The sequence below is a fragment of the Streptomyces sp. NPDC060209 genome (genome assembly GCF_042728155.1).
Classification (GTDB): Bacteria; Actinomycetota; Actinomycetes; order Streptomycetales; family Streptomycetaceae; genus Streptomyces.
Map to the genome: position 1 here is coordinate 17090 of NZ_JBHWZS010000050.1, position 20778 is coordinate 37867.

Annotated in this window: 19 protein-coding genes; 15 read left to right on the forward strand and 4 right to left on the reverse strand. The window is 71.6% G+C overall.

Annotated elements, in window-relative coordinates:
• Nucleotides 1-17: 17 nt before the first annotated feature.
• Nucleotides 18-1664 (reverse strand): phosphoglucomutase (alpha-D-glucose-1,6-bisphosphate-dependent), encoded by a 1647-nt coding sequence (gene pgm / locus ACFWFI_RS12855; protein ID WP_387388515.1) that lies wholly within the window; start codon nucleotides 1662-1664, stop codon nucleotides 18-20.
• 584 nt (nucleotides 1665-2248) lie between these two features.
• Here pgm and ACFWFI_RS12860 point away from each other — a divergent pair.
• The 9 genes from ACFWFI_RS12860 (at nucleotide 2249) to ACFWFI_RS12900 (ending at nucleotide 12015) form a co-directional block, all read left to right on the forward strand.
• The gene (locus tag ACFWFI_RS12860; protein ID WP_387388518.1) at nucleotides 2249-3424 is read left to right on the forward strand and encodes a glycosyltransferase family 4 protein; all 1176 of its coding nucleotides are present in this window, start codon (nucleotides 2249-2251) and stop codon (nucleotides 3422-3424) included.
• A complete protein-coding gene (locus ACFWFI_RS12865) occupies nucleotides 3421-4896 on the forward strand; it encodes an exopolysaccharide biosynthesis polyprenyl glycosylphosphotransferase (protein WP_387388520.1) in 1476 nt (491 codons plus the stop codon). The genes ACFWFI_RS12860 and ACFWFI_RS12865 overlap by 4 nt, the downstream gene beginning before the upstream one ends.
• A gap of 3 nt (nucleotides 4897-4899) precedes the next feature.
• Nucleotides 4900-6261, forward strand: coding sequence for an O-antigen ligase family protein (locus ACFWFI_RS12870; RefSeq protein ID WP_387388523.1), 1362 nt, complete (start codon nucleotides 4900-4902; stop codon nucleotides 6259-6261).
• On the forward strand, nucleotides 6258-7871 hold the full coding sequence (locus tag ACFWFI_RS12875) for a lipid II flippase MurJ (RefSeq protein ID WP_387388526.1): 1614 nt from the start codon (nucleotides 6258-6260) through the stop codon (nucleotides 7869-7871). Before ACFWFI_RS12870 ends, ACFWFI_RS12875 begins: the two co-directional genes overlap by 4 nt.
• Nucleotides 7861-8631, forward strand: coding sequence for a polysaccharide deacetylase family protein (locus tag ACFWFI_RS12880; RefSeq protein ID WP_387388528.1), 771 nt, complete (start codon nucleotides 7861-7863; stop codon nucleotides 8629-8631). Before ACFWFI_RS12875 ends, ACFWFI_RS12880 begins: the two co-directional genes overlap by 11 nt.
• Nucleotides 8628-9773: a glycosyltransferase gene (locus tag ACFWFI_RS12885; protein WP_387388530.1), complete on the forward strand. Its 1146-nt coding sequence runs from the start codon at nucleotides 8628-8630 to the stop codon at nucleotides 9771-9773. The genes ACFWFI_RS12880 and ACFWFI_RS12885 overlap by 4 nt, the downstream gene beginning before the upstream one ends.
• The gene (locus ACFWFI_RS12890) at nucleotides 9770-10435 is read left to right on the forward strand and encodes a YveK family protein (RefSeq protein ID WP_387388532.1); all 666 of its coding nucleotides are present in this window, start codon (nucleotides 9770-9772) and stop codon (nucleotides 10433-10435) included. The genes ACFWFI_RS12885 and ACFWFI_RS12890 overlap by 4 nt, the downstream gene beginning before the upstream one ends.
• Nucleotides 10432-11598 (forward strand): GNAT family N-acetyltransferase, encoded by a 1167-nt coding sequence (locus tag ACFWFI_RS12895; protein WP_387388535.1) that lies wholly within the window; start codon nucleotides 10432-10434, stop codon nucleotides 11596-11598. The genes ACFWFI_RS12890 and ACFWFI_RS12895 overlap by 4 nt, the downstream gene beginning before the upstream one ends.
• Nucleotides 11599-11709: 111 nt before the next feature.
• Nucleotides 11710-12015 carry a chaplin gene (locus ACFWFI_RS12900; protein ID WP_387388538.1) on the forward strand — a complete coding sequence of 102 codons (306 nt, stop codon included), beginning with the start codon at nucleotides 11710-11712 and terminating at the stop codon, nucleotides 12013-12015.
• Between the two features lie 88 nt (nucleotides 12016-12103).
• On the opposite strand, the gene ACFWFI_RS12905 is transcribed toward ACFWFI_RS12900, so the two are convergent.
• Together ACFWFI_RS12905 and ACFWFI_RS12910 are read right to left on the reverse strand one after the other, a co-directional pair.
• Nucleotides 12104-12964, reverse strand: coding sequence for a tyrosinase family protein (locus ACFWFI_RS12905; RefSeq protein WP_387388541.1), 861 nt, complete (start codon nucleotides 12962-12964; stop codon nucleotides 12104-12106).
• A gap of 19 nt (nucleotides 12965-12983) precedes the next feature.
• On the reverse strand, nucleotides 12984-13448 hold the full coding sequence (locus ACFWFI_RS12910) for a tyrosinase family oxidase copper chaperone (RefSeq protein ID WP_387388544.1): 465 nt from the start codon (nucleotides 13446-13448) through the stop codon (nucleotides 12984-12986).
• Between the two features lie 224 nt (nucleotides 13449-13672).
• Between ACFWFI_RS12910 and ACFWFI_RS12915 the strand changes: the two genes are divergently transcribed.
• The 6 genes from ACFWFI_RS12915 (at nucleotide 13673) to ACFWFI_RS12940 (ending at nucleotide 19394) form a co-directional block, all read left to right on the forward strand.
• Nucleotides 13673-14965: a cytochrome P450 gene (locus ACFWFI_RS12915; RefSeq protein WP_387388547.1), complete on the forward strand. Its 1293-nt coding sequence runs from the start codon at nucleotides 13673-13675 to the stop codon at nucleotides 14963-14965.
• A 111-nt stretch (nucleotides 14966-15076) separates the two neighbouring features.
• On the forward strand, nucleotides 15077-16225 hold the full coding sequence (locus ACFWFI_RS12920) for a glycoside hydrolase family 26 protein (RefSeq protein WP_387388550.1): 1149 nt from the start codon (nucleotides 15077-15079) through the stop codon (nucleotides 16223-16225).
• A 126-nt stretch (nucleotides 16226-16351) separates the two neighbouring features.
• On the forward strand, nucleotides 16352-17104 hold the full coding sequence (locus ACFWFI_RS12925) for an SDR family oxidoreductase (protein ID WP_387388553.1): 753 nt from the start codon (nucleotides 16352-16354) through the stop codon (nucleotides 17102-17104).
• 237 nt (nucleotides 17105-17341) lie between these two features.
• Entirely contained in the window at nucleotides 17342-18334 is a 993-nt protein-coding gene (dhaK, locus tag ACFWFI_RS12930) for a dihydroxyacetone kinase subunit DhaK (RefSeq protein WP_387388555.1), read from the forward strand.
• A gap of 35 nt (nucleotides 18335-18369) precedes the next feature.
• Complete coding sequence (gene dhaL, locus ACFWFI_RS12935) at nucleotides 18370-18987, forward strand: dihydroxyacetone kinase subunit DhaL (RefSeq protein ID WP_387388557.1); 618 nt, start codon at nucleotides 18370-18372, stop codon at nucleotides 18985-18987.
• The gene (locus ACFWFI_RS12940) at nucleotides 18984-19394 is read left to right on the forward strand and encodes a PTS-dependent dihydroxyacetone kinase phosphotransferase subunit DhaM (protein ID WP_387388559.1); all 411 of its coding nucleotides are present in this window, start codon (nucleotides 18984-18986) and stop codon (nucleotides 19392-19394) included. Before dhaL ends, ACFWFI_RS12940 begins: the two co-directional genes overlap by 4 nt.
• 61 nt (nucleotides 19395-19455) lie before the next feature.
• Here ACFWFI_RS12940 and ACFWFI_RS12945 read toward each other — a convergent pair whose 3' ends face one another.
• The gene (locus tag ACFWFI_RS12945; protein WP_387388562.1) at nucleotides 19456-20589 is read right to left on the reverse strand and encodes a GH12 family glycosyl hydrolase domain-containing protein; all 1134 of its coding nucleotides are present in this window, start codon (nucleotides 20587-20589) and stop codon (nucleotides 19456-19458) included.
• Nucleotides 20590-20778: the final 189 nt, after the last annotated feature.

A 20778-nucleotide genomic window follows, 5' to 3' on the forward strand; every position in this document is an offset into this window, starting at 1 on the left:
CCCGCCCGCCCGGACGCTCAACCCGTGGCGCCCAGTGCGTCGGAGACCAGGGCGCGGGCCTCTTCCTGGACCCTGGCCAGGTGTCCGGCACCCTGGAAGCTCTCCGCGTACACCTTGTAGACGTCCTCCGTGCCGGACGGACGGGCCGCGAACCACGCGCTGTCGGTGGAGACCTTGAGCCCTCCGATTGCCGCGCCGTTTCCGGGCGCTTCCGTGAGCACGGCGGTGATCGGCTCACCGGCCAGCGTGTCCGCGGTGACCTGCTCCGGGGAGAGCCGGGCCAGCACCGCCTTCTGCTCGCGGGTCGCCGGGGCGTCGACCCGGGCGTAGGCCGGATCGCCGAACCTGGCGGTGAGTTCGCCGTAGTGCTGGGAGGGGGTGGAGCCGGTGACGGCCGTGATCTCCGAGGCGAGCAGTGCGAGCAGGATGCCGTCCTTGTCGGTGGTCCACACCCGGCCGTCGCGGCGCAGGAAGGAGGCTCCCGCGGACTCCTCGCCGCCGAATCCCAGGGTGCCGCCGAACAGCCCGTCGACGAACCACTTGAAACCCACCGGGACCTCCACCAGTTGCCGTCCGAGGTCTGCGGCGACCCGGTCGATCATGGAGGAGGAGACCAGGGTCTTGCCGATGCCAGTTCCGGCCGGCCAGCCCTCACGGTGGGAGTAGAGGTAGCGGATCGCGACGGCCAGGTAGTGGTTGGGATTCATCAGCCCGCCGTCGGGCGTGACGATGCCGTGCCGGTCGGCGTCGGCGTCGTTGCCGGTGGCGATGGTGTACGCGTCGCGCCGCGCGATCAAGGAGGCCATGGCGTAGGGCGAGGAGCAGTCCATCCGGATCTTCCCGTCCCAGTCCAGCGTCATGAAACGCCAGGTGGGGTCGGCGAGCGGATTGACCACGGTGAGGTCGAGCCGGTGACGCTCGGCGATCCGCCCCCAGTAGGCGACCGAGGCGCCGCCGAGGGGGTCGGCGCCGATCCGGATCCCGGCATCGCGTACGGCGTCCAGGTCGAGGACGGCCGGGAGATCGTCGACGTAACCGGTCAGGAAGTCGTGCCGTCCGGTGGTGTCGGCGGCCAGCGCCCGGGCGTAGGGGATCCGCCGGACCTCCTTCAGCCCTCCCTCGATCAGAGCGTTGGCGCGGTCCTGGATCCAGGAGGTGGCGTCCGACCCGGCAGGTCCGCCGTGCGGCGGGTTGTACTTGAACCCGCCGTCGGCAGGCGGGTTGTGCGACGGCGTGACGACGATGCCGTCGGCGAGGCCGCCCGTGCGGTCCCGGTTGTACGTAAGGATCGCGTGCGAGACGGCCGGGGTGGGGGTGTACCCGTCGTCGGTGTCGATCAGGACGGTGGCGCCGTTGGCGGCCAGTACCTCCACGGCCGTGATCCGGGCGGGCTCGGACAGTGCGTGGGTGTCCGCGCCGAGGAACAGCGGCCCGTCGGTGCCCTGCCGCTCCCGGTAGTCACAGATCGCCTGGGTGGTGGCGGCGATGTGGTCCTCGTTGAACGCCGCCGCGAGCGCTGATCCGCGGTGACCCGAGGTTCCGAAGGCCACACGCTGAGCGGGCTCGGCCGGGTCGGGATGAACCGTGTAATAGGCCGTCACCAGCCGCGCCACGTCCACCAGGTCTCCGGGCTGCGCCGGCTGACCGGCCCGTTCGTGAACCATCGCTTCTCCTCTGTCCTCATCGGCCGTTCGCGGACCGCCACAGGACGGACGATCATCACGAGTTGTACCCGATACTGCCCCTTCGGCCGCACTCCCGGGTACAAGGCCTGACCGGCAGTACATCCGGCGCACGCGGGATCCCGGGGCCGTTTCGACGTGGTTGGCCGGTTCGCGCGGAAAGCACCCGGGAAGAGGGCGGGGCCGGAGAATGCCGCCCCGGACGGCCGGAACACGGGCAGCCGGAATTCGGGTGCTCAACTCGTCCGTAAATGCGGCACATTATCGTCCGTCGTATCCAGGGCTCTCGGGATACGAGCAGAGGCGTACAGCACTGTCATCATGCGACACACTCATGGACAGAGTCAGTCATCGTCACCTGACACGCCGCACGATTCGAGGAACCGGTGGTCGGCGGCCTGGCCGGAGGTGATCCAGTTGGACACGAGCGCGAGTCTGCGTGTTTTCCCACGCGCGGTCTGCCAAAGTGCATTTCGGTTTTACCCACTCGATCTCCGCCACCATATTCATTGCCGCCGGTGTTTATCCGAACCGGCTCTTCGGGGGCATGTGAAAGAGAGCCGTGCGTGCTGCAGAAGAGTTGCACCGACAGAAGTCGACTGACAGTCCTTCACCTGGTCCAGCCGGTGGAGGGAGGCGTCGCGCGGGTCGTGACCGACCTCGTCGCGGCGCAGGTGCGGGCAGGGCTTCGTCCCGTCGTGGCCTGCCCGCCGGACGGGCCGCTGGCGGCCGAGGCGTCCACCGCCGGGGCCCGGGTGTGCGCCTGGCCGGCGGAGCGCGCCCCCGGCCCCCGGCTGGGCCGGGAGGTCGTCACGGCGAGCCGGCTGATCCGTGCGTGCGCTCCCGACGTCATCCACGCCCACAGCGCCAAGGCGGGACTCGCCGGGCGTCTGGCCGTACGCGGCCGGGTTCCGACGGTGTTCCAGCCGCACGCCTGGTCGTTCGAGGCCCTGGAGGGCAGGGCCGCCGGGCTGGCCGCGGCGTGGGAGCGGTTGGGGGCGCGGTGGAGCGACCGCATCCTCTGCGTCAGCGAGTCCGAGCGCCGGGCCGGACAGCGCGCCGGCATCACGGCACGCTGGTCGGTGATCCACAACGGCATCGACCTCGGCCGCTTCCGGCCTTCCTGCGAGGATGCCCGCGCGTCGGCCCGTGCCTCGCTGCCACTGCTCGACGGGATCCCGGCCGGCGTTCCGCTCGCCGTGTGCGTGGGACGCCTGAGCCGGCAGAAGGGCCAGGACGTGCTGCTGCGAGCCTGGCGGACGGCAGCGGTGAGTGGTGCGCGGCTGGTCCTGGTCGGCGACGGACCGTGCGGGGGCGAGCTGCGGCGCACCGCGCCTCCCGGCGTGCTGTTCGCCGGGGCCAGCACGGATGTGCGGCCCTGGATCCACGCGGCGGATCTGCTGGTTCTCCCTTCACGCTGGGAGGGGATGGCGCTGGCCCCCCTCGAAGCCATGGCCTGCGGCACACCCGTCCTGCTGACCGACGTCAACGGGGCCAGGGAGAGCCTGCCGCCCGGACACCTGCCTCACTGCCTCGTGCCGCCCGATGACCCCGGGGCCCTCGCGGCGGCGCTGACCACACTGCTGAGCGACCCGGCGCTGCGGGCGGAGCTGGGCCGCACGGCGCAGAGCCGCACCCGGTCGGTCTTCGACGTCACGAGGACCGCCGGCGCGGTCCTGAACCTCTACGAGGAACTTGTCGGACAGTCCCGCCCCACGACGAGGAAGCGCACCGAGCGATGACGACGGAGAGTGCACCTGTTCCCCGAGCCGCCCAGGCGACCGACGTACGGCGTGTGGCGTCCGCCATCCGCCCGCCGCGCAGCGGGGAGGACGCTCCGGCCCCACGGCCCGCCGGGCGCGTCACGCGACGGCGGGCCCCGGCGGCGCTCATGGCCTCCGACGTGCTCGCGCTCGGCCTGGCCGTGATCCTGGTCGCCCCCGGGCCGTGGCCGCCGGTCGTCGTTCTCCTGCAGGCCGCCGTCCAGTCACTCCTGCACGCCTACCGGGGTCTGTACCGGTTGGGGCTCTCCCCGTCCGCTCTGGCGGAGCTGCCCGCGCTGGCCGGGCTGGCCGTCGTGCAGTGGTACGTCGTGGCCGAGGCGTTGTCCGCGTACGACCCGCGGTATGCCGCCGGGTGGGTGGCGCTCGGCTGCGCGGCCGGCCTGCAGACCCTGGTGAGCTGCGGGGCACGCGCCGTCGTCCACCGGTCCCGGCTGTGGTCGGCCGCACGCAGTCCGCACTCCACCCTTGTGGTCGGCGACGGTCCGGTCGCCGACCGGGTCATCTCCGTTCTGCAGGAGCACCGGCGGTACGGCATGCGGCCGGTCGGCCGGGTGGTGGGCTCCGGCGAGGACGTGGACGAGGCGCCCGGCGAAATGCCGCTGCCCGTCCTCACGTCGGTGCAGGACGCCGGCCGGGCGGTCGTGCAGAACTCCGTACGGCACGCCGTCTTCACGGCCCCGCCCGAGGCCGTGTCCGACGGAGCGGAACTCTTCGCCCTGTTCGCGCGGCACGGCTGCCGGGTGTGGCTGATCACCGATCAGGGAGCGGTCGCACAGTGCCGGACCGCGCCCCGGCCGGACCATGTGTGGGGTTTCGCGGCCCAATCGCTGTATGCCGGACCGCACCGTCCGGTGGCTCACCGGGTGAAGCGCGCGATGGACGCGGTCCTGGCGATGGTCGCCCTGGTCGCGGCGGCCCCGGTGCTGGCCGCCTGCGCGCTCGCCGTGCGCGTGTGCGACGGCCCGGGTGTCGTCTTCCGCCAGGAACGGATCGGCAGGCACGGACAGCCGTTCGTCCTGCTGAAGTTCCGCACCTTGCGCCCGGCCGACGCCCACGAGTCGGCCACCCGGTGGAACGTATCGGCGGACCGGCGCATGAGCCCCGTCGGCAGGATGCTGCGCAGGACGTCGCTCGATGAACTGCCGCAGCTGTGGAACGTCGTACGCGGCGACATGAGCCTGGTCGGGCCACGCCCCGAACGTCCTTATTTCGTCCAGCAGTTCAGCCGTATGCACCCCGGTTATCGGGCCCGGCACCGGATGCCCGTCGGCATCACGGGACTGGCCCAGGTGCACGGCCTGCGCGGCGACACCTCGATCGAGGACCGTGCCCGCTTCGACAACCGGTACATCGAGACATGGTCGCTGTGGCAGGACCTGTGCGTGCTGGCGCGCACGGCCGGCTCGGTGTTCCGGCTCGGAGGCAGCTGAACCGTGACACTCACCGTAACCGCGGCGCCCGCCGTGACGACCGCCCGGGAGAAGGCGCTCCCCCGCGGGTGGGGCCACCGGTGGCCGTTGCTGCCGCTGATCGCGACCGTCCTGCTCGTGGCCGTGCCGGGCGACGGCACGGGGGCCGGCACCGTGTCCGGCGTGCCGGCGGCCGATCTCCTCTCGGGCGTGGCCGTCCTCGCCTGCGCGGGCCGTCTGCTGTTCCTGCGGCGGCGGCCCCTCACACCGGCCGCGGCAGTCGTGCTTGGTCTGCCGGCCGTGGGCCTCGCCCTGGCCACGGTCACCGCCTCGGACCCGGTAGCGGCGCTCCCCGGGTTCGTGCGGTACCTGCAGATCTTCGTCCTGGTGCCGGCCGCGGTCCTTCTCCTGGTCAGGGACGCACAGGGCTTCCGGGCCGTCGCGGGCGCGCTGGTCCTGCTGGCGGTCGTCCAGGGTGCGACGGGTGTTCACCAGTACGTCACCGGCTCCGGCGCCTCCTACATGGGGGAGGAGATCCGCGCGGTCGGCACGTTCGGCCCCAGCGATGTGATGGGGATGGCCACGGTGGTCGGCTACGGTCTCGTCGCGGCCGCCGCGTACGCGCTCCGCACGCCCGCCGGCACCCCTCGTCGGCTGAGGCCCTGGGCTCCGGTGACCGCCGCTCTGCTGGTCGTCCCGCTCATGCTGTCCTTCAGCCGGGGGGCGTGGATCGCCACGGTGGCCGGGGCCCTTGCCGTGATCGCGCTGACCGGGCTCCGGCAGGCCGTCCGCGCGCTGGCGGTCCTGGGCGCGGCCGGAGTCGTCCTGGTCGGCGGTTTCGGCGTCGGGTCCGAGATGATCTCGCAGCGAATCACCAGCATCACCGAGGTGACCAGCGCACCCGACCGGTCGGTCAACGACCGCTACACCATGTGGGCCGCGGCGGCGGGCATGTGGCGCGAGCAGCCCGCGACCGGCGTCGGTCTCAAGGGCTTCCCCGCACACCGGGACGGGCATGCCTCGATCGGGCTCTCCGCCGGGAGTGACACGGCGGGTGCCGGCCAGGAGTTCCGCAAGCAGCCGCTGCTCTCCCCCCACAACATGTATCTGCTGGTACTCAGCGAGCAGGGACTCATCGGCTTCACCGCGCTGGTGGGCTCCTGGGCGGCTCTCCTGGTCGGCGGGGTACGCAGGCTGGTGCTCGCACGTGCCCGGCGGACCGCGGCCGTCGACTGCGGTCTCGCAGCCGTCGGGCTGATGACCTGGCAGACGGTCGACTTCCTGTACGCGGACATCGGCGGCCCCTCCACCGTCCTCACCGGGATCGTGCTCGGCCTGGCCGCGTGGTGGGCGCTGGCCGAGCCGGAGAGGACGAGCGCCGCGTGAGCGGGACCACCACGGATCCGGCCGTGGAGGCCGTCACCGGGCCGTCCACGCCCGATGCCCAGGCACGGCCCGGGCGCTTCCTGGCCCGGGCGGCGGGCGGCGCCGCGGGACTGACCGTGGTCGCCGCCCTGCTGGGGCTCGTCCGGGACCAGGCCATCGCCCGGCTCTTCGGCGCCAGTCATGCCAGCGATGCCTTCCTGATCGCGTGGACGGTACCGGAGATGGCCGCCACGCTGCTGATCGAGGACGGCATGGCCCTGCTGCTCGTGCCGGCGTTCAGCCTGGCGCTGACCCGGCGTGCCGCCGGCGGTCACGCTCCGGATCCGGTCCGCGCCCTGGTGGCCGACACCCTCCCCCGGCTGTTCGCCGCGCTGGCGTGCGTGGGCGGGCTACTGGTCTGGGGCGCGCCCTGGGCCGTCGGCATCCTGGCTCCGGGACTGGACGATCCCCGGCTCGCGGTGGACTGCACGCGTCTGACGGCGGTCACGGTGCTCACCTTCGGCATCACGGGGTACTTCAGCGCGGCGCTCCGGGCACACGGCAGGTTCCTGGCACCGGCCGGCGTCTACATCGCGTACAACATCGGCATCATCGGCATGACCCTGGCCCTGCACTCCGTATGGGGTGTGCGCGCCGCGGCCGCGGGGGTCGCCGTCGGAAGCCTGCTGATGATCCTCACGCTGCTGCCCACGTTCGTGCGGCTGGTGCCGGGGCGAGGCGGGAAGCGCACCGCGCGGGAGGGGGGTTCGGCCCTGCTCGGCGCGACCGTCCTGGCGCCGGTCGTCCTGTTCGTGGTGAGCCGTCAGTCGCAGGTCTTCGTCGAGCGGTTCCTCGCCTCTTCCCTTCCGGACGGGGCCATCTCCCATCTCAACTACGCGCAGAAGGTCGCGCAGCTGCCGATGGTGCTGTCCATGATGATCTGCACGGTGACCTTCCCCGTCGTCGCGCGGGCCATGGCGGCCGGGGACGGGGAAGGAGCCAGGCGGCGGGTCGAACGCGATCTCGCCCTGGCCGGCACCGTGGTTCTGCTGGGCACGGCGACGGTGCTCGGCTGCGCGCCCCTGATCGTCGAAGTCCTCTTCCAGCGCGGCGCCTTCGACGCCACGGACACTGCCGCCACGGCCGGGGTCATGCGGGTCTACGCGCTCGGTCTGCTCGGCCACACCCTGGTCGGCGCCCTGTGCCGGCCGTTCTTCTCGGCCGGCCGGCCCACCTGGTACCCGCTCGGTGCGATGGGCGCCGGCCTCCTGGTCACCACTGCTGCCGGACTCCTCCTGACCGGCCCGTTCGGCGTCAACGGCATCGCGGCCGCCAATGCCCTCGGCATCAGCACGGCCGCCCTGCTGATGCTGCTGGGACTGGGCACACGGGCCGTCGCCGTACGGGCCGGGGCGGTCGCCCTCTCCCTCGCCCGCCCCGTGGCGGCGGCGGCGGTCGCCGCGGCCGCCGGCCGGCTGGCCACGGACCTTGTGCCAGGACCGGTGCCGGGTCTGGCTGCCGGCTGTCTCCTCGTACCCCTGGCGTTCCTTCTCACCGGACTCGTACTCAGAGCCCCCGAAGCCGTTCATCTGCTGGCACTCACCCGACAGAGGTTCCCTCATGGCCGCTGACACCTCGGCACCCCGTGCCCGTACGCTCCCGATCCGGTCCCAGCCGTGGATCCTGACCTATCACTCGGTGAGCGATCCGACGGACGATCCGTACGGCATCACCGTCTCCGCCGACCGCCTGGACGAGCAGCTGACCCGGCTGCGTCGCCGGGGCCTGACCGGCGTGGGGATCGCGGAGCTGCTGCGCGCGCGGGCCGCCGGCAAGCGCGGGCTGGTCGGGCTCACGTTCGACGACGGGTACGCCGATTTCCTCGACGAGGCGCTCCCGGTGCTGCTCGCTCACGGCTGCACCGCGACGGTGTTCGTCCTTCCGGGCCGGCCCGGCGGCTCCAACGCCTGGGATCCGCTCGGCCCGCGCAGACCGCTGCTGACCGAGGAGGGCATCCGTACGGTCGCCGCGGCGGGCATGGAGGTCGGCTCGCACGGGATGCTGCACCGGGATCTGACGCAGCTGTCCGACGACGAACTGCGCCGGGAGACCCATGGCAGCCGGGACGCCCTGCACCGCATCGTCCGTCAGGCGCCTTCCGGCTTCTGCTATCCGTACGGCACGGCCGACCGTCGGGTGGTCGAGTCCGTCCGGGAGGCGGGATACACCTACGGTTGCGCCCTCGTTCCCGGCACCCTCTCGGGACCGTTCGCCCTTCCCCGCACACATGTCAGCCACGCCGACCGGGGCGCACGCCTGAGGGCCAAGGAGGTACGGCACCGGCTGCGGCACCGCTCGGCCGGCGCCGCGGGTCCGGGTGACGCCGGATGAAGGCGCTGCACGTCATCACCGGCCTCGGCGTCGGCGGGGCCGAGCAGCAGTTGCGGCTGCTGCTGCGCCATCTGCCGGTGCGCTGCGACGTCGTGACGCTCACCAACCCTGGAGCGGTCGCGGAAGGGATGCGCGCCGACGGCGTCCGTGTCCGGGATCTGGGGATGCGGAGCAACCGGGACCTCGGCGCCGTGCCCAGGCTTGCCCGGCTCATCCGGCGCGGCTCGTACGACCTCGTGCACACGCACCTCTACCGGGCGTGTGTCTACGGCCGGATCGCGGCGCGGCTGGCCGGGACCACCGTCGTGTCCACGGAGCATTCGCTGGGGCGCGCGGAGATCGAGGGGCGGCCGATCACCCGCGGCACCCGGGAGCTCTACCTGCGGACCGAGCGGCTCGGGGCCGCGACGGTCGCCGTCTCCGACACCGTCGCGGGCAGGCTGCGTGACTGGGGTGTGCCGGCCGCCCGGATCCATACCGTCCCCAACGGCGTGGATGCCGCCGCCTTCCGCTTCGACAGCGGGCGACGGCACGCCACACGGGCCCTGTTGGGTCTTCCCCGTACGGCCTTCGTGGTGGGCGGTGTGGGCAGACTGGTCCCCGGGAAACGCTTCGACCTGCTGATCCGCGCCGTCGCGGCCCTCCCCGGTGCCTGGCTCGTACTGGCCGGGGACGGGCCGGAGGCCGCCTCGCTGCGTGCTCTCGCCGCCCGGCTCGGTGTGACCGGCCGTGTCAGGTTCCTCGGCGAGTGCGGCGCGGAGGGCGCCGCGCCCGGCATCCCCGCGGTGCTCAGCGCCGTCGACACGTTCGTCTCGGCGTCCCGCGAGGAGTCCTTCGGCCTTGCCGTCGTCGAGGCACTGGCCGCCGGACTGCCCGTGGTGCACGCGGCCTGCCCCGCCATCGAGGACCTTCCGTCAGGCCGCGTGCCGGGTACCACCCGTATCGGATCCGCCTCGACCGATCCCACGGATGAGCTGACGGCCGCGCTCCGGCACCGCATGGAGAGCGGCCCCCGCAGGCTGCCGCCCCCTCCTGCCGTGGACCACTACGACATCAGGCTCAGCAGCAGGCGCCTCATGGACGTCTACGCACAGGCCGTCGACACCGCCACAGTCCCCCCGACCGAGAGAGCACACCCATGACCGAGTCGCCCGAGCAGCGGGCCGTCCACGGACGGTTCCGCAGGCTCCGCCCCGCATTCGTACGGCCCAGTTGGTGGCCCCTGCCGGCCTGCGTCCTGCTCGGAGCCGCCTGCGGATTCTCCTACGGTGTGCTCGCCGAGCCCGAGTACGCGGCCACCAGCTACGCCATGGTCACCGCCGGCAAGGACATCGATCCGGCCGCGGCGCTGGGTTACGCGCAGTCCTACGGCCGCCTGGCCACCAGCGATGCCACCCTCACCTACGCCAAGGGGGCCGCCGGAGAGCCCGTGCGCGAGCTGCGCACGCACGTGCGGTCCGAGACCTCCCCCGACTCGCCCATGATCGCGGTGACCGGTACGTCGGCCGACCGGGACCGTGCCGCGGACATCGCCAACGCGGTGACCGAGGCCGTGGTCGTGAGCAGCGGACACGTCGCGAAGGACACGGGCGTGAAGCTGATCAAGTTCTCGCACGCCGTGCCGCCCGTCGAGTCCGTGTCCCCCTCCACGCCGCTCGGCACGGCCGTCGGCGCCAGTGCGGGCGGACTGGTCGGCGGCCTGGTCCTGCTCGTCCGTCCCCGCCCCGGGCGACGGAACGTCACCGCGCAGGTACCGGGCCCGGCCCAGGGCGGCGCCGCCGACGAACGGGAGCTCGTGCGATGAACACAGACCGTCGTGGGCGGCTCACCGTCACCCTCTGCCGGGACCTGGCGGACTTCGCGGACCTCGCTGCCGAGTGGGACGCGCTGCACCGCCGCTGCCCCACCGCCACGCCGTTCCAGAGCCACGCATGGCTCCACTCGTGGTGGCTCTCCTACGGAATCCCCGGCCGGCTCCGGGTCGTACTCGCGCGCCGGGACGGACGTCTGATCGGCGCGGCGCCGCTGATGCTCGTGCACCGCCCGATGCCTCTGCTGGTGCCGATGGGCGGCGCGATCTCCGACTTCTTCGACATCCTGGTGGACGGCGAGGACACCCGGGCAGCGGTCACCGCACTGGAGCGGGGGCTCCACCGGGCGGCCGCGCACACCGTCGTGGACCTGAGGGAAGTACGGCCCGAAGCCTCGGCACAACTGCTGTTCGAGGCATGGTCCGGCGCTCGGAGCAGCCGCACGGACTCGACGTGCATGGAACTGCCCGCCGAGCCGATCGACGCCCTCATCGGGAGGATGCCCGGTTCACGTGCCCAGCGGGCCCGCGCCAAGCTGCGCAGGATCGACGCGCTGGGCATCGAGTGCCGCACCGCTCCCGTCCACCGGGTGGCGGGGGCGATCGGCACACTGCTCGCACTGCACGAACTCCAGTGGCTCGGCAGAGGGGTCAACCCGGAACACCTGCGGCCCCGCTTCTGCGCGCATCTGGTGCGCTCCACCCGCCGGATGGTGCGCGACGGGGAGGCGTCGGTCAGGGAGTTCCTGCTCGACGGGGAGGTGGTGGCCGCCGACCTGTCCTTCCGTTCCGCGCGGCTGACCGGGGGTTACCTCTACGGCGCCGATCCCCGGCTCAGGGAGCGGAAGGTGGATGTCTCCTCGATGCTGCTGCGCGAGATCGCGCGGGAGGCCGAAGGCCTGGACCGCGGTGTGCTGAGTCTGCTTCGCGGCTCGGAGCAGTACAAGAATCACTGGAGCCCCGTGCCGGTCGTCAATCAGCGTCTGCTGCTGTCCCGTTCCGCGCTGGAGCCGCTGTTGCGGCTGCGCGAGACTCAGCTGTCCGTGCGGGACCGGGCGGCGGAGGCGGTGAAGTCCCGTGTCCCCGCCGCGCGGGACTGGCGCGGCCGGCTGAGCGAGCTCCCGGCGGCCGGACTCGCGTTCATCGGAAGAGGTTGAGCCGAGATGATGAGTTTTCTGCCGGTCCGTTACCGTCTGTCGAGTTTCGCGTTGTCAGGGCATACCGGCGTCACTCTCGGCAGCCGGTTTCGACCCTCCCAAGGAGAACTGATGTCGCGTATCTCGAAGGTGGCCGCCGTCGTGGCAGGTACCGGTGCCCTGATCGCCGGCGGTGCCGGCATGGCTACCGCCGACTCCGGAGCGGAGGCCGTCGCGGCTCACTCCCCCGGTGTCATTTCGGGCAACGCCGTCCAGGTGCCCGTGCACATCCCGGTCAACGTGTGCGGCAACACGGTGAACATCATCGCCCTGCTGAACCCGGCGTTCGGCAACACCTGCGCGAACGTCTCGGACAAGCACGAGGACAAGTACGAGGACAGCCACGAGGACAACGGCGAGTACGGCTACGGCCACTGATCTCTCCGAGGCACCCGTAGGGCCTCCCCTCTCCGCTTCCGGGCGGAGAGGGGAGGCCCGGTCACATTCCGGGCCCGGCCGGTCCGGCTCAGACGTACCGGTAGAGCCGGGTGTGGTCCATGAGTTGCGACGGGGCCACGTCCCACGGCGGCATCGGCTGGTCGAGCGCGAAGATCCGGTCCCGCTGCGGGTCGTCGGCGGGGAGCGCCCGGGCAGGCAGGTAGCGGGAGCGCGGATGCGCCTTCTGCCAGCGGGTCCAGAGCAGGTCGATGAAGGCGTGATGCAGCCAGAAGACCGGGTCGTCGGGAGACGCCGCTCCCGCCATCGAGCCCCCGATCCAGCGGTGCACCCGGTTGTGGTTGGCCACACCGCGACCGCCTTTGATGCCCCAGCCCTCGACCCTGTTCCGGAAGCCGGTGGTGCTGACACTGTTCCAGGGCGCGGTGTCGTACACCGGATCGTTCATCGCGCCGTCCACGTCCGCCGCGCCGGGCAGTGTGACGGGTGCGGAGGGCCGGCCGAAGTTGCGTCGCAGGAAGGGGTCGTCGGTGATCTCGGCGCGGATGCGCCAGTTCCCCTGCCGGTAGGCGAACGGCCCGGTCATGACCTGCCGGTCGCCCGGCCTGCCGTTGCCGCCGAGGAAGCCCTCCGCCCAGAGGGAGGCGCTCGCCGTGTTGTCCCGCGTCCAGTCCCAGTACGGAATGGACACCCGGGAGTCGACGGAGCGCAGCGCCTTCTCGAATTCCAGGAGGTACTGGCGGTGCCAGGGGAAGAAGGACGGGGTCATATGGGCGGGGCGGGGCCTGCTTTCGGCATCGGTGACGTAGTACTGCCGGTGCATGGTGACGAAGTCGTCGTAGCGACCCGAGCGTTTGAGCTCCAGGATCGCGTCGACCAGGCGTTTCTTCTCCGTGCGCGTGAGGTCGCGCTGATTCTTGCGGCTGTGCACCCTTGCTCGTCCTTAGGGCTCAGATGGTGTGCGGGGAGACGGCTGACAACTGGCTGGAGCCGAGTTCGTCGACCGCCGCGCGGGCCGTTTCGAGAAGTGTCGGGAACGACTCGTAGTGGTTGACGGTGCTGAGATAGCTCCCGTCGGCGCGCCTCATCACGTGCAGCGCCCTCCCGTCGATGCTGACGCCGAGATCGGGGGCCGCGACGGCGTCACCGGCGTACGGCTGTCCGCCGGCCGGCACGACGGCTGTGACCGTGCCCCTGATCTCGCGGCCCTTGTACAGCTCGGAGAATCGCTCGGGCCCCACGGCGTCGCGCTCCTGGGTACGGCCTCCGGACTCCTGCCCTTGGAGGAGGACCGGGGCGAGCGCGCCGCCGGTGCCGGCGAGCGCGGCCGCGGTGAAGACGGTCCGGAGCACCGCGCGGCGGGCCGGCCGCGGGGCGCCGGCCGGCTCCCCGCTCGTGCCGGTGGTCGGATTCATGGTGGGTGTACCTCCCTCTCGTCCACTCGTGCGAGGTGTCTCGCTCCAGTGGGCAACGAGACGGAGCTCGAACGGTTCTCATCCGCCGGACATCACGGGCACGAACGGTTCACATCCGCCGGCATCGCGCGACCGTGGGAATTTCTCCGGCCGATCCGGCCGTGTCGGCCGCCGGGCGCCTCCCGCCGGGCCAGCATGGCCGTCCGAACTCCCGGAGGTTGTGCATGAACGCGCCGACGCAGGTGCCCATCGACCGCGTGCGAGGGACGGCCGGTGACGACGATCTGGCCGATCCGTCGTTCTGGCGGCTGCCCCGGCCGGAGCGGCTGTCCGCGTTCGCCCGGCTGAGGGAGCTCGACGCACCGGTCCGCTTCACTCCCCGTACGGGATCGCGCACGCCGTTCCACGCGTTGGTGAAGCACGCGGACGTGCGGGCGGCCAGCCGGCAGCCGCAGGTCTTCGCCAGCGCCCCCGGTGTCACCATTCCGGAACCGGCCCCCTGGGCCAAGGCGGTGTTCGGCAACTCCATGGTCAACATGGACGGCGCCGAGCACGCGGGGCTGCGCAGGACCATCTCCCGCGCCTTCACGCCGCGGCTGCTCGCCGCCGCCGAGGAGAACATCGGTGCCGTCGCCCGGCGGCTGGTGGACGAGGTGATCGCCGAGGGCCCGGGTGACTTCATGCGCTCGGCGCCCTCGCGTATGCCGTTCGAGGTCATCTGCGACCTGATGGGCATCCCCGCGCGGCATCGGGCCGCCATCGCCGCACGCATCGACCACGCGTCGGAGTACGTCGGAGTGCAGAGGCGTGGCCGCGCCCGGCTACGGGTCCCGGGGCGCGGCCTGCGCTCCCTCGCCCGCATGCAGTTGGAGATGGCGGGCATCGCCCGCGAGCGGCGTCGTGTCCCGGCGGACGACGTGATCTCCGCCCTCGTCCGCGCGGATGTCGGTGGGCAGGCCCTGTCCTCGCGTCAGCTCGGAGCGTTCTTCTCGCTGCTGCTCGTGGCAGGTGTGGAGACCACCCGGAACGCGATCGCCCACGGGCTGGTCCTGCTGACCGCGCATCCGGAGCAGCGGGCCCTCCTGGAGTCCGACTTCGACCGCTACGCCGACGGCGCGGTCGACGAGATCGTGCGCCACTCGACGCCGATCATCCAGTTCCGCCGGACGGTGGCCGCCGAATGCGAACTCGGCGGCCACACCTTCCTGCCCGGGGAGAAGGTCGTACTCCTCTACGCGTCCGCGAACCGCGACGCGTCCGTCTTCGACGACCCCGACGCTTTCGACATCACCCGGTCACCCAATCCGCACCTCGGATACGGCGGCGGAGGTCCCCACCATTGTCTCGGGGCACATCTGGCGAAGCTGGAGATGAAAGCCCTCTTCCGCGAAATGCTCACACGCCTGGGAGGCGTCCGGACATCGGGCGAACCGGGTCTGGTGGATTCGAATTTCGACAACCGCGTCCGTTCCCTTCCTTTCACCTTCGGAATGTGTCACCCGAACGGCCTGCTCTGAAGCGGCGCGTGTCGCGAATGGTCTATCGACGGGCGATACCGCAGCCCATTGTTGAATCATTCTCCTTATGGTCGAGAAGATCGGAGTCAGGCCGCAACCCAAGGAGGATCCGTGCCCGTACAGCGCCGTCTCATCAAGTTCGGCATCGGGGCGACGGCCCTCTGCCTCCTCGTCGGCGGCGCGGTCCTGGCCGACCACGACGCCGCGGACACCCAGACCGGCAAGGGCGCCGCTCAGGGCGCTCCGGAGCCGGAGAGCACGACCGCCATCGGCGCCTATCTGGACTACGGACCGCAGGGCGTGCAGCGGATAGGAGAGCTGTCGCGCTGGCTCGGCGGGACGGAGCTGCGTGTCGGGCACAGCTATCTGCCGGGCGATCTGTGGGAGAACATCGAGGGCCGCCCCGGCTTCCTCGCCTCGTGGGCGGCCTGGCGGAAAGCGGACGAGGACCGGATGTTCGTACTCAACACGCCGATGCTGGAGCGGAACGAGGAGCATGTCTCCGACGGCGAGGTGCGCCGTATGCTGCGGGCCGGCGCCGAGGGGCAGTTCGACGAGCACTTCCGCAGACTGGCCGAGCGTCTGGTCCTGCTGGGTGTCCCGGACACCGTCATCGTCCTCGGCTGGGAGATGAACGGTACGACGTACACGCACCGGTGCGGTCCCGACCCTGTCGCGTGGAAGGCGTACTGGAATCGCATCGTCACCGCGATGCGGTCCGTCTCCGGCCAGGAGTTCCGCTTCGACTTCACACCGAGCCGGGGGCGGGACGCGGTGCCCTGGACGGAGTGCTACCCGGGCGACGACGTCGTGGACATCATCGGCATGGACTCCTACGACCAGCCTCCGGCGCGGACCTTCGACGAGCAGGTGAACGAGCCGTACGGCCTGCAGAAGCACGTCGACTTCGCCGCCGAGCACGGAAAGCCGATCTCCTTCCCGGAGTGGGGGCTGTTCCGCAACGGCGACAACCCCGAGTACATGCGCCGCATGCTGGAGTGGATCGAGCGGCACAAGCCGGCGTACCAGACGATCACGGACTACTGCCCTCACGGGGTGTGGCAGTGCGCCGAGAATCCTGAGTCCTCGAAGGTGTTCCGCGAGATGCTCAGCGGGACACCGACGGCGCCCAAGCCCGACAAGCCCATGCCGACGGTGCCCACGCCGGACACGAACGAGCCCGGATGGTGCTTCACCGTCCCGCTGAGTGACTGGTTCGGCCAGTGGCTGAGCGACCGCGAATTCTGTGTGCGCGACTGAGGGCTGCCCTCCGGTGATGTCACATCCGCGGCAGCCGCTGAGTCATGGGGGCTGGGGACGCGGCCCGGGTACGGCGTTCCCGGGTACGCACCGGTGTACCGCGAAGCGGGATCGAAGGAGCACGGCATGCGGGTAGCAGTGGCAGGCGGAACCGGAGTGGTGGGCCGGGCGGTTGTCGAGGAACTGACGGCGGCGGGCCACGACCCGGTCGTGCTGGCGCGGTCGCGCGGCGTGGACCTCGTCTCGGGCGCGGGACTCGACGCGGCCCTGGACAGCGTGGAAGCGGTCGTCGACGTGAGCAACAAGATGACCCTCGGCCGGGGCAAGGCGGTCTCGTTCTTCGGCTCGGTGAGCCGCAATCTGCTGCACGCGGGCTCACGTGCCGGGGTGCGCCACCATGTTGCGCTGTCGATCGTCGGCATCGACCGGGTCGGTCACGGCTACTACCGGGGCAAGCTCCGTCAGGAGGAGGTCGTGAGGGGCGGACAGGTTCCGTGGACCGTGCTCCGGGCCACCCAGTTCCACGAGTTCGTGCTCCAGACCCTCCAGCAGATGCCGAAGCCGCTCGCCGTGGTTCCCCGGATGACCATCCAGCCGGTGGCGGCGAGGGAGGTGGCCCGCCATCTCGTGGAACTGGTACTCGCTCCACCCCGGGGCATGGCGCCGGAGCTCGCCGGGCCGCAGGTGGAGCAGCTCGTCGACCTGGTGCGCCGGCTGCTCGCCGCCCGTCACGAGCGTCGTCTGGTGGTGCCGGTGAGTCTCCCGGGCGCGACGGGCGCGGCGATGCGGGGCAACGGCCAGCTGCCCACCGGCCACGGGCCCCGGGGCACGGAGACCTTCGACGACTGGCTCGCCCGCGCCGTCGCGCGGGGAGCATGACGGAGCCGCGTCCCGGGCCCGCCACGGCTGCTGGAGTGCCGGGACCTGCCCGCGAGGGGTACGTCACCGACGTGAACCTCCGTCAGCCCGGTGCATGTCCCTCCGACGCGTCGCTTCCCGATCACCCGGGTCTCTTCGATACTGGTGCCGTACGCACCTGAGACAAAAGGATCGGATTCACGCTGACGGCCGGTCGGCACGATCGGCCGGCCGGCGCGCTCTTTCCAGGAGGAACCGTTGCGCATGCTCATCAACGTGCCGGAGACCGTCGTCGCGGACGGACTCCGCGGAATGGCCGCCGCCCACCCGGACCTCGTCGTGGACGTCGACAATCGTCTCGTCGTCCGGCGCGACGCCCCGGTGGCCGGGAAGGTGGGGCTGGTATCCGGGGGCGGGTCCGGGCACGAGCCGCTGCACGCGGGATTCGTCGGGCCCGGGATGCTGTCCGCCGCGTGCCCCGGGGAGATCTTCACCTCGCCGGTGCCCGATCAGATGGTGCGGGCGGCCGCCGCGGTCGACAGCGGCGCGGGCGTGCTGTTCGTCGTCAAGAACTACACCGGGGACGTGCTGAACTTCGACATGGCCGCCGAACTCGCCGAGGACGAGGGCGTCCAGGTCGCCCGGGTCCTGGTCGACGACGACGTGGCGGTGGCCGACAGCACGTTCACCGCGGGCCGGCGCGGCACCGGGGCGACGCTGTTCGTCGAGAAGCTCGCCGGCGCCCTCGCCGACGAGGGTGCGCCGCTGGAGCGGGTGGAGTCCCTGGCCCGGCGCGTGAACGAGTCCTCGCGGAGCTTCGGGGTGGCGCTCAGCTCCGTCACCACTCCGGCCAAGGGCACACCGACGTTCGATCTGCCCGCGGGCGAACTGGAATTGGGTATCGGCATCCACGGTGAGCCCGGCCGGGAGCGCCGCCTGATGATGACGTCCGGGGAGATCGCCGACGTCGCGGTCCACGCGGTGCTGGAGGATCTGAATCCCAGCGGTCCCGTGCTGGTGCTGGTCAACGGGATGGGCGCGACACCGCTGCTGGAGCTGTACGGGTTCAATGCCGAGGTGCAGCGGGTGCTGTCGGAGCGGGGCGTGACGGTGGCTCGTACGCTGGTGGGCAACTATGTGACGTCACTCGATATGGCAGGCTGCTCGGTGACGCTCTGCCAGGTGGACGAGGAGATGGTGCGGCTGTGGGACGCGCCGGTACAGACGCCGGCGCTGCGCTGGGGCCGCTGAACGGACCTTCCACCGTATGAGGAACAGGAGATCTTGTGCTCGACACCGATTTCTTCCGTCGCTGGATGGCCGCCACCGCGGCTGCCGTCGACCGTGAGGCGGACCGGCTGACCGAGCTCGACGCCGCGATCGGGGACGCCGATCACGGGAGCAACATGCGGCGTGGCTTCGCCGCCGTGAACGACGTCCTCGAGAAGGAGGCCCCCGCAGCGCCGGGCGCCGTGCTGACGCTGGCCGGCCGGCATCTGATCTCGACGGTCGGCGGAGCGTCCGGGCCGTTGTACGGGACTCTGCTGCGCCGCACCGGGAAGGCGCTGGGCGACGCACCGGAGGTGACCCCGGACGAGCTGGCCCAGGCCCTCGGGGCGGGTGTCGCCGCGGTGGCGCAGCTCGGTGGGGCGCAGGCTGGGGACAAGACGATGCTCGACGCGCTGCTCCCGGCCGTCGAGGTTCTGGGCACCTCCTTCGCGGAGGCCCGGGACGCGGCGCTGGCCGGCGCTCTGGCGACCGTGCCGCTGCGGGCACGCAAGGGCAGGGCCAGTTACCTCGGCGAGCGCAGCATCGGGCACCAGGATCCGGGGGCCGCTTCGGCGGCGCTGCTGGTCGGGGCACTCGCCGAGGCCGCGGAGCCGAGCGGTGGAGGCGAGGCATGAGCGAGGAGAAGCAGGTCGGGATCGTGCTGGTCTCACACAGCCGGCCGGTGGCGGAAGCCGTCGTCGAGCTGGCCAGAGGGCTGGCGGCCGGTGGTGCGACGGCACCGATGGCGGCGGCAGGAGGCACCTCGGCCGGCGGCCTGGGGACGAGTTCGGAACTGATCGCCGAGGCGGCTCGGGAGGTCGACAGGGGTGCCGGGGTGGCGCTGCTCGTGGACCTCGGGAGCGCGGTGCTCACGGTGAAGTCCATGCTGGCGGAGGGCGACGAACTGCCCGACGGGGCACGGCTGGTGGACGCCCCGTTCGTGGAGGGCGCGATCGCCGCGCTGGTGACGGCCTCGGCCGGGGGCGATCTGGAGACCGTGGAGGCGGCGGCCACGGACGCGTACGGCTACCGGAAGGCCTGAGCGGCCCGCACCGGCGCCCCCGTAGGGAGGGGCGGCCGGTGCGGGCCGGTCGCACGCGGGCTCAGGTCACCGTGCAGGCCGCCCCGTTGAGCGTGAACCGCGCGGCCTCGGCGTAGGTACCGGAATAGGCGCCCTGGAAGCCGAAGGACTGGCTGCCGCCCGCGGCGATCCGCCCGTTGAACGCGGCGTTGACCGCTCGCACCGTTCCGGAGGCCGGGGTGAGCGTCGCGTTCCACGCCTGGGTGATCGTCTGGCCCGGCGGCAACGTGAAGCCCAGTTCCCAGCCGTCGACGGGCGTGGTACCGGTGTTGGTGACCTTTACGTCGGCGGTGAAGCCGCCCGACCATGAATTCGCCGTGTAGCTCACCCGGCATGCCCCGGGCGTCTCCGGCTCGCTCGGACCGCCGGTTCCGCCCCCGGTCTCGACGGCCGAGGAGAAGGAGTTGACGGCGAGCCCCGCGCCTCCCTGCCACGGTTCGAACCCGGCCTGGACGCTGGTGAGGTACCAGGATGCCTGCGCCATGCCGCGGGCCACCGTCTCGTCGACGAAGTCCATGACGTCGAAGCTCCAGCTCGTGATCGCGGACGGCGCCACGAACGAGATCACGTCGTTGCCTCCGTTGTTGCCCGTCCACACCTCCCAGAGGCGTCCGGCGACCGTGGCCGTTCCGGTCCTGGAGCCCACCGGCTGGACGGGGCCCACCCGGTTGAACCAGATCATGATCTCGGTGCGGTTCACGCCGTCCGTGCGGGGCGTGGGGTCGAGCCAGATGTCGTAGGCGGCGTCATAGACGGCGTTGTCGACGTACTCGTAGGTGATGCTGGTCGGCGCGCTGCTGATCGAGCTGAGCCGGGCCGGAAGCCGGGTCCCTGGCGAGCAGTTCGTGTAGTGGCAGCCGTTGAAGACGGACGGGTACGACTTGGGCGCACCGTTCGTCGGCACCGAGCCCTCGGCCCGGGTCACGTCGAAGCCGTTCGCCGTCACGTCGACGCACTGCTCCTCCGCGGTACCCCAGCGGTTGTTCTGCACCACGTACTTGCCCTGGATGACGGCCGTACCGTACTGCTGGCAGAGCAGGGGGTCGGCGTGCGCGGGCGCGGTCGCCGTGGCGAGGGCAGCGCACGAGGCCAGCGCCACGCATAAGGCTACGGCTCGGGTGCGTATGGACCGGAGAAAGCGGACGGGGCTCTTCATGATGTCCCTTCGGTAGAGCCGAGGCGCCGGGCAGGACCTCGGCAGGGCAAAACTGGGAGCGCTCCCACTCCATTCCAGCGTGGAACCTATGGGGCTGATGTGATGCCGCGCAACGGGTCGGTCGACACCAAATGCCAACACTCTCCGCGTGCCGGAACCCCACAAGGAAACACCGCACGGCTCCCGGAC

Bases quoted from the DNA above. Each gene is read 5' to 3' on its own strand.
- pgm (WP_387388515.1), bottom strand. From the start codon at position 1,664: ATGGTTCACGAACGGGCCGGTCAGCCGGCGCAGCCCGGAGACCTGGTG.
- ACFWFI_RS12865 (WP_387388520.1), top strand. From the start codon at position 3,421: ATGACGACGGAGAGTGCACCTGTTCCCCGAGCCGCCCAGGCGACCGAC.
- ACFWFI_RS12880 (WP_387388528.1), top strand. From the start codon at position 7,861: ATGGCCGCTGACACCTCGGCACCCCGTGCCCGTACGCTCCCGATCCGG.
- ACFWFI_RS12885 (WP_387388530.1), top strand. From the start codon at position 8,628: ATGAAGGCGCTGCACGTCATCACCGGCCTCGGCGTCGGCGGGGCCGAG.
- ACFWFI_RS12890 (WP_387388532.1), top strand. From the start codon at position 9,770: ATGACCGAGTCGCCCGAGCAGCGGGCCGTCCACGGACGGTTCCGCAGG.
- ACFWFI_RS12895 (WP_387388535.1), top strand. From the start codon at position 10,432: ATGAACACAGACCGTCGTGGGCGGCTCACCGTCACCCTCTGCCGGGAC.
- ACFWFI_RS12900 (WP_387388538.1), top strand. From the start codon at position 11,710: ATGTCGCGTATCTCGAAGGTGGCCGCCGTCGTGGCAGGTACCGGTGCC.
- ACFWFI_RS12910 (WP_387388544.1), bottom strand. From the start codon at position 13,448: ATGAATCCGACCACCGGCACGAGCGGGGAGCCGGCCGGCGCCCCGCGG.
- ACFWFI_RS12915 (WP_387388547.1), top strand. From the start codon at position 13,673: ATGAACGCGCCGACGCAGGTGCCCATCGACCGCGTGCGAGGGACGGCC.
- ACFWFI_RS12925 (WP_387388553.1), top strand. From the start codon at position 16,352: ATGCGGGTAGCAGTGGCAGGCGGAACCGGAGTGGTGGGCCGGGCGGTT.
- ACFWFI_RS12940 (WP_387388559.1), top strand. From the start codon at position 18,984: ATGAGCGAGGAGAAGCAGGTCGGGATCGTGCTGGTCTCACACAGCCGG.
- ACFWFI_RS12945 (WP_387388562.1), bottom strand. From the start codon at position 20,589: ATGAAGAGCCCCGTCCGCTTTCTCCGGTCCATACGCACCCGAGCCGTA.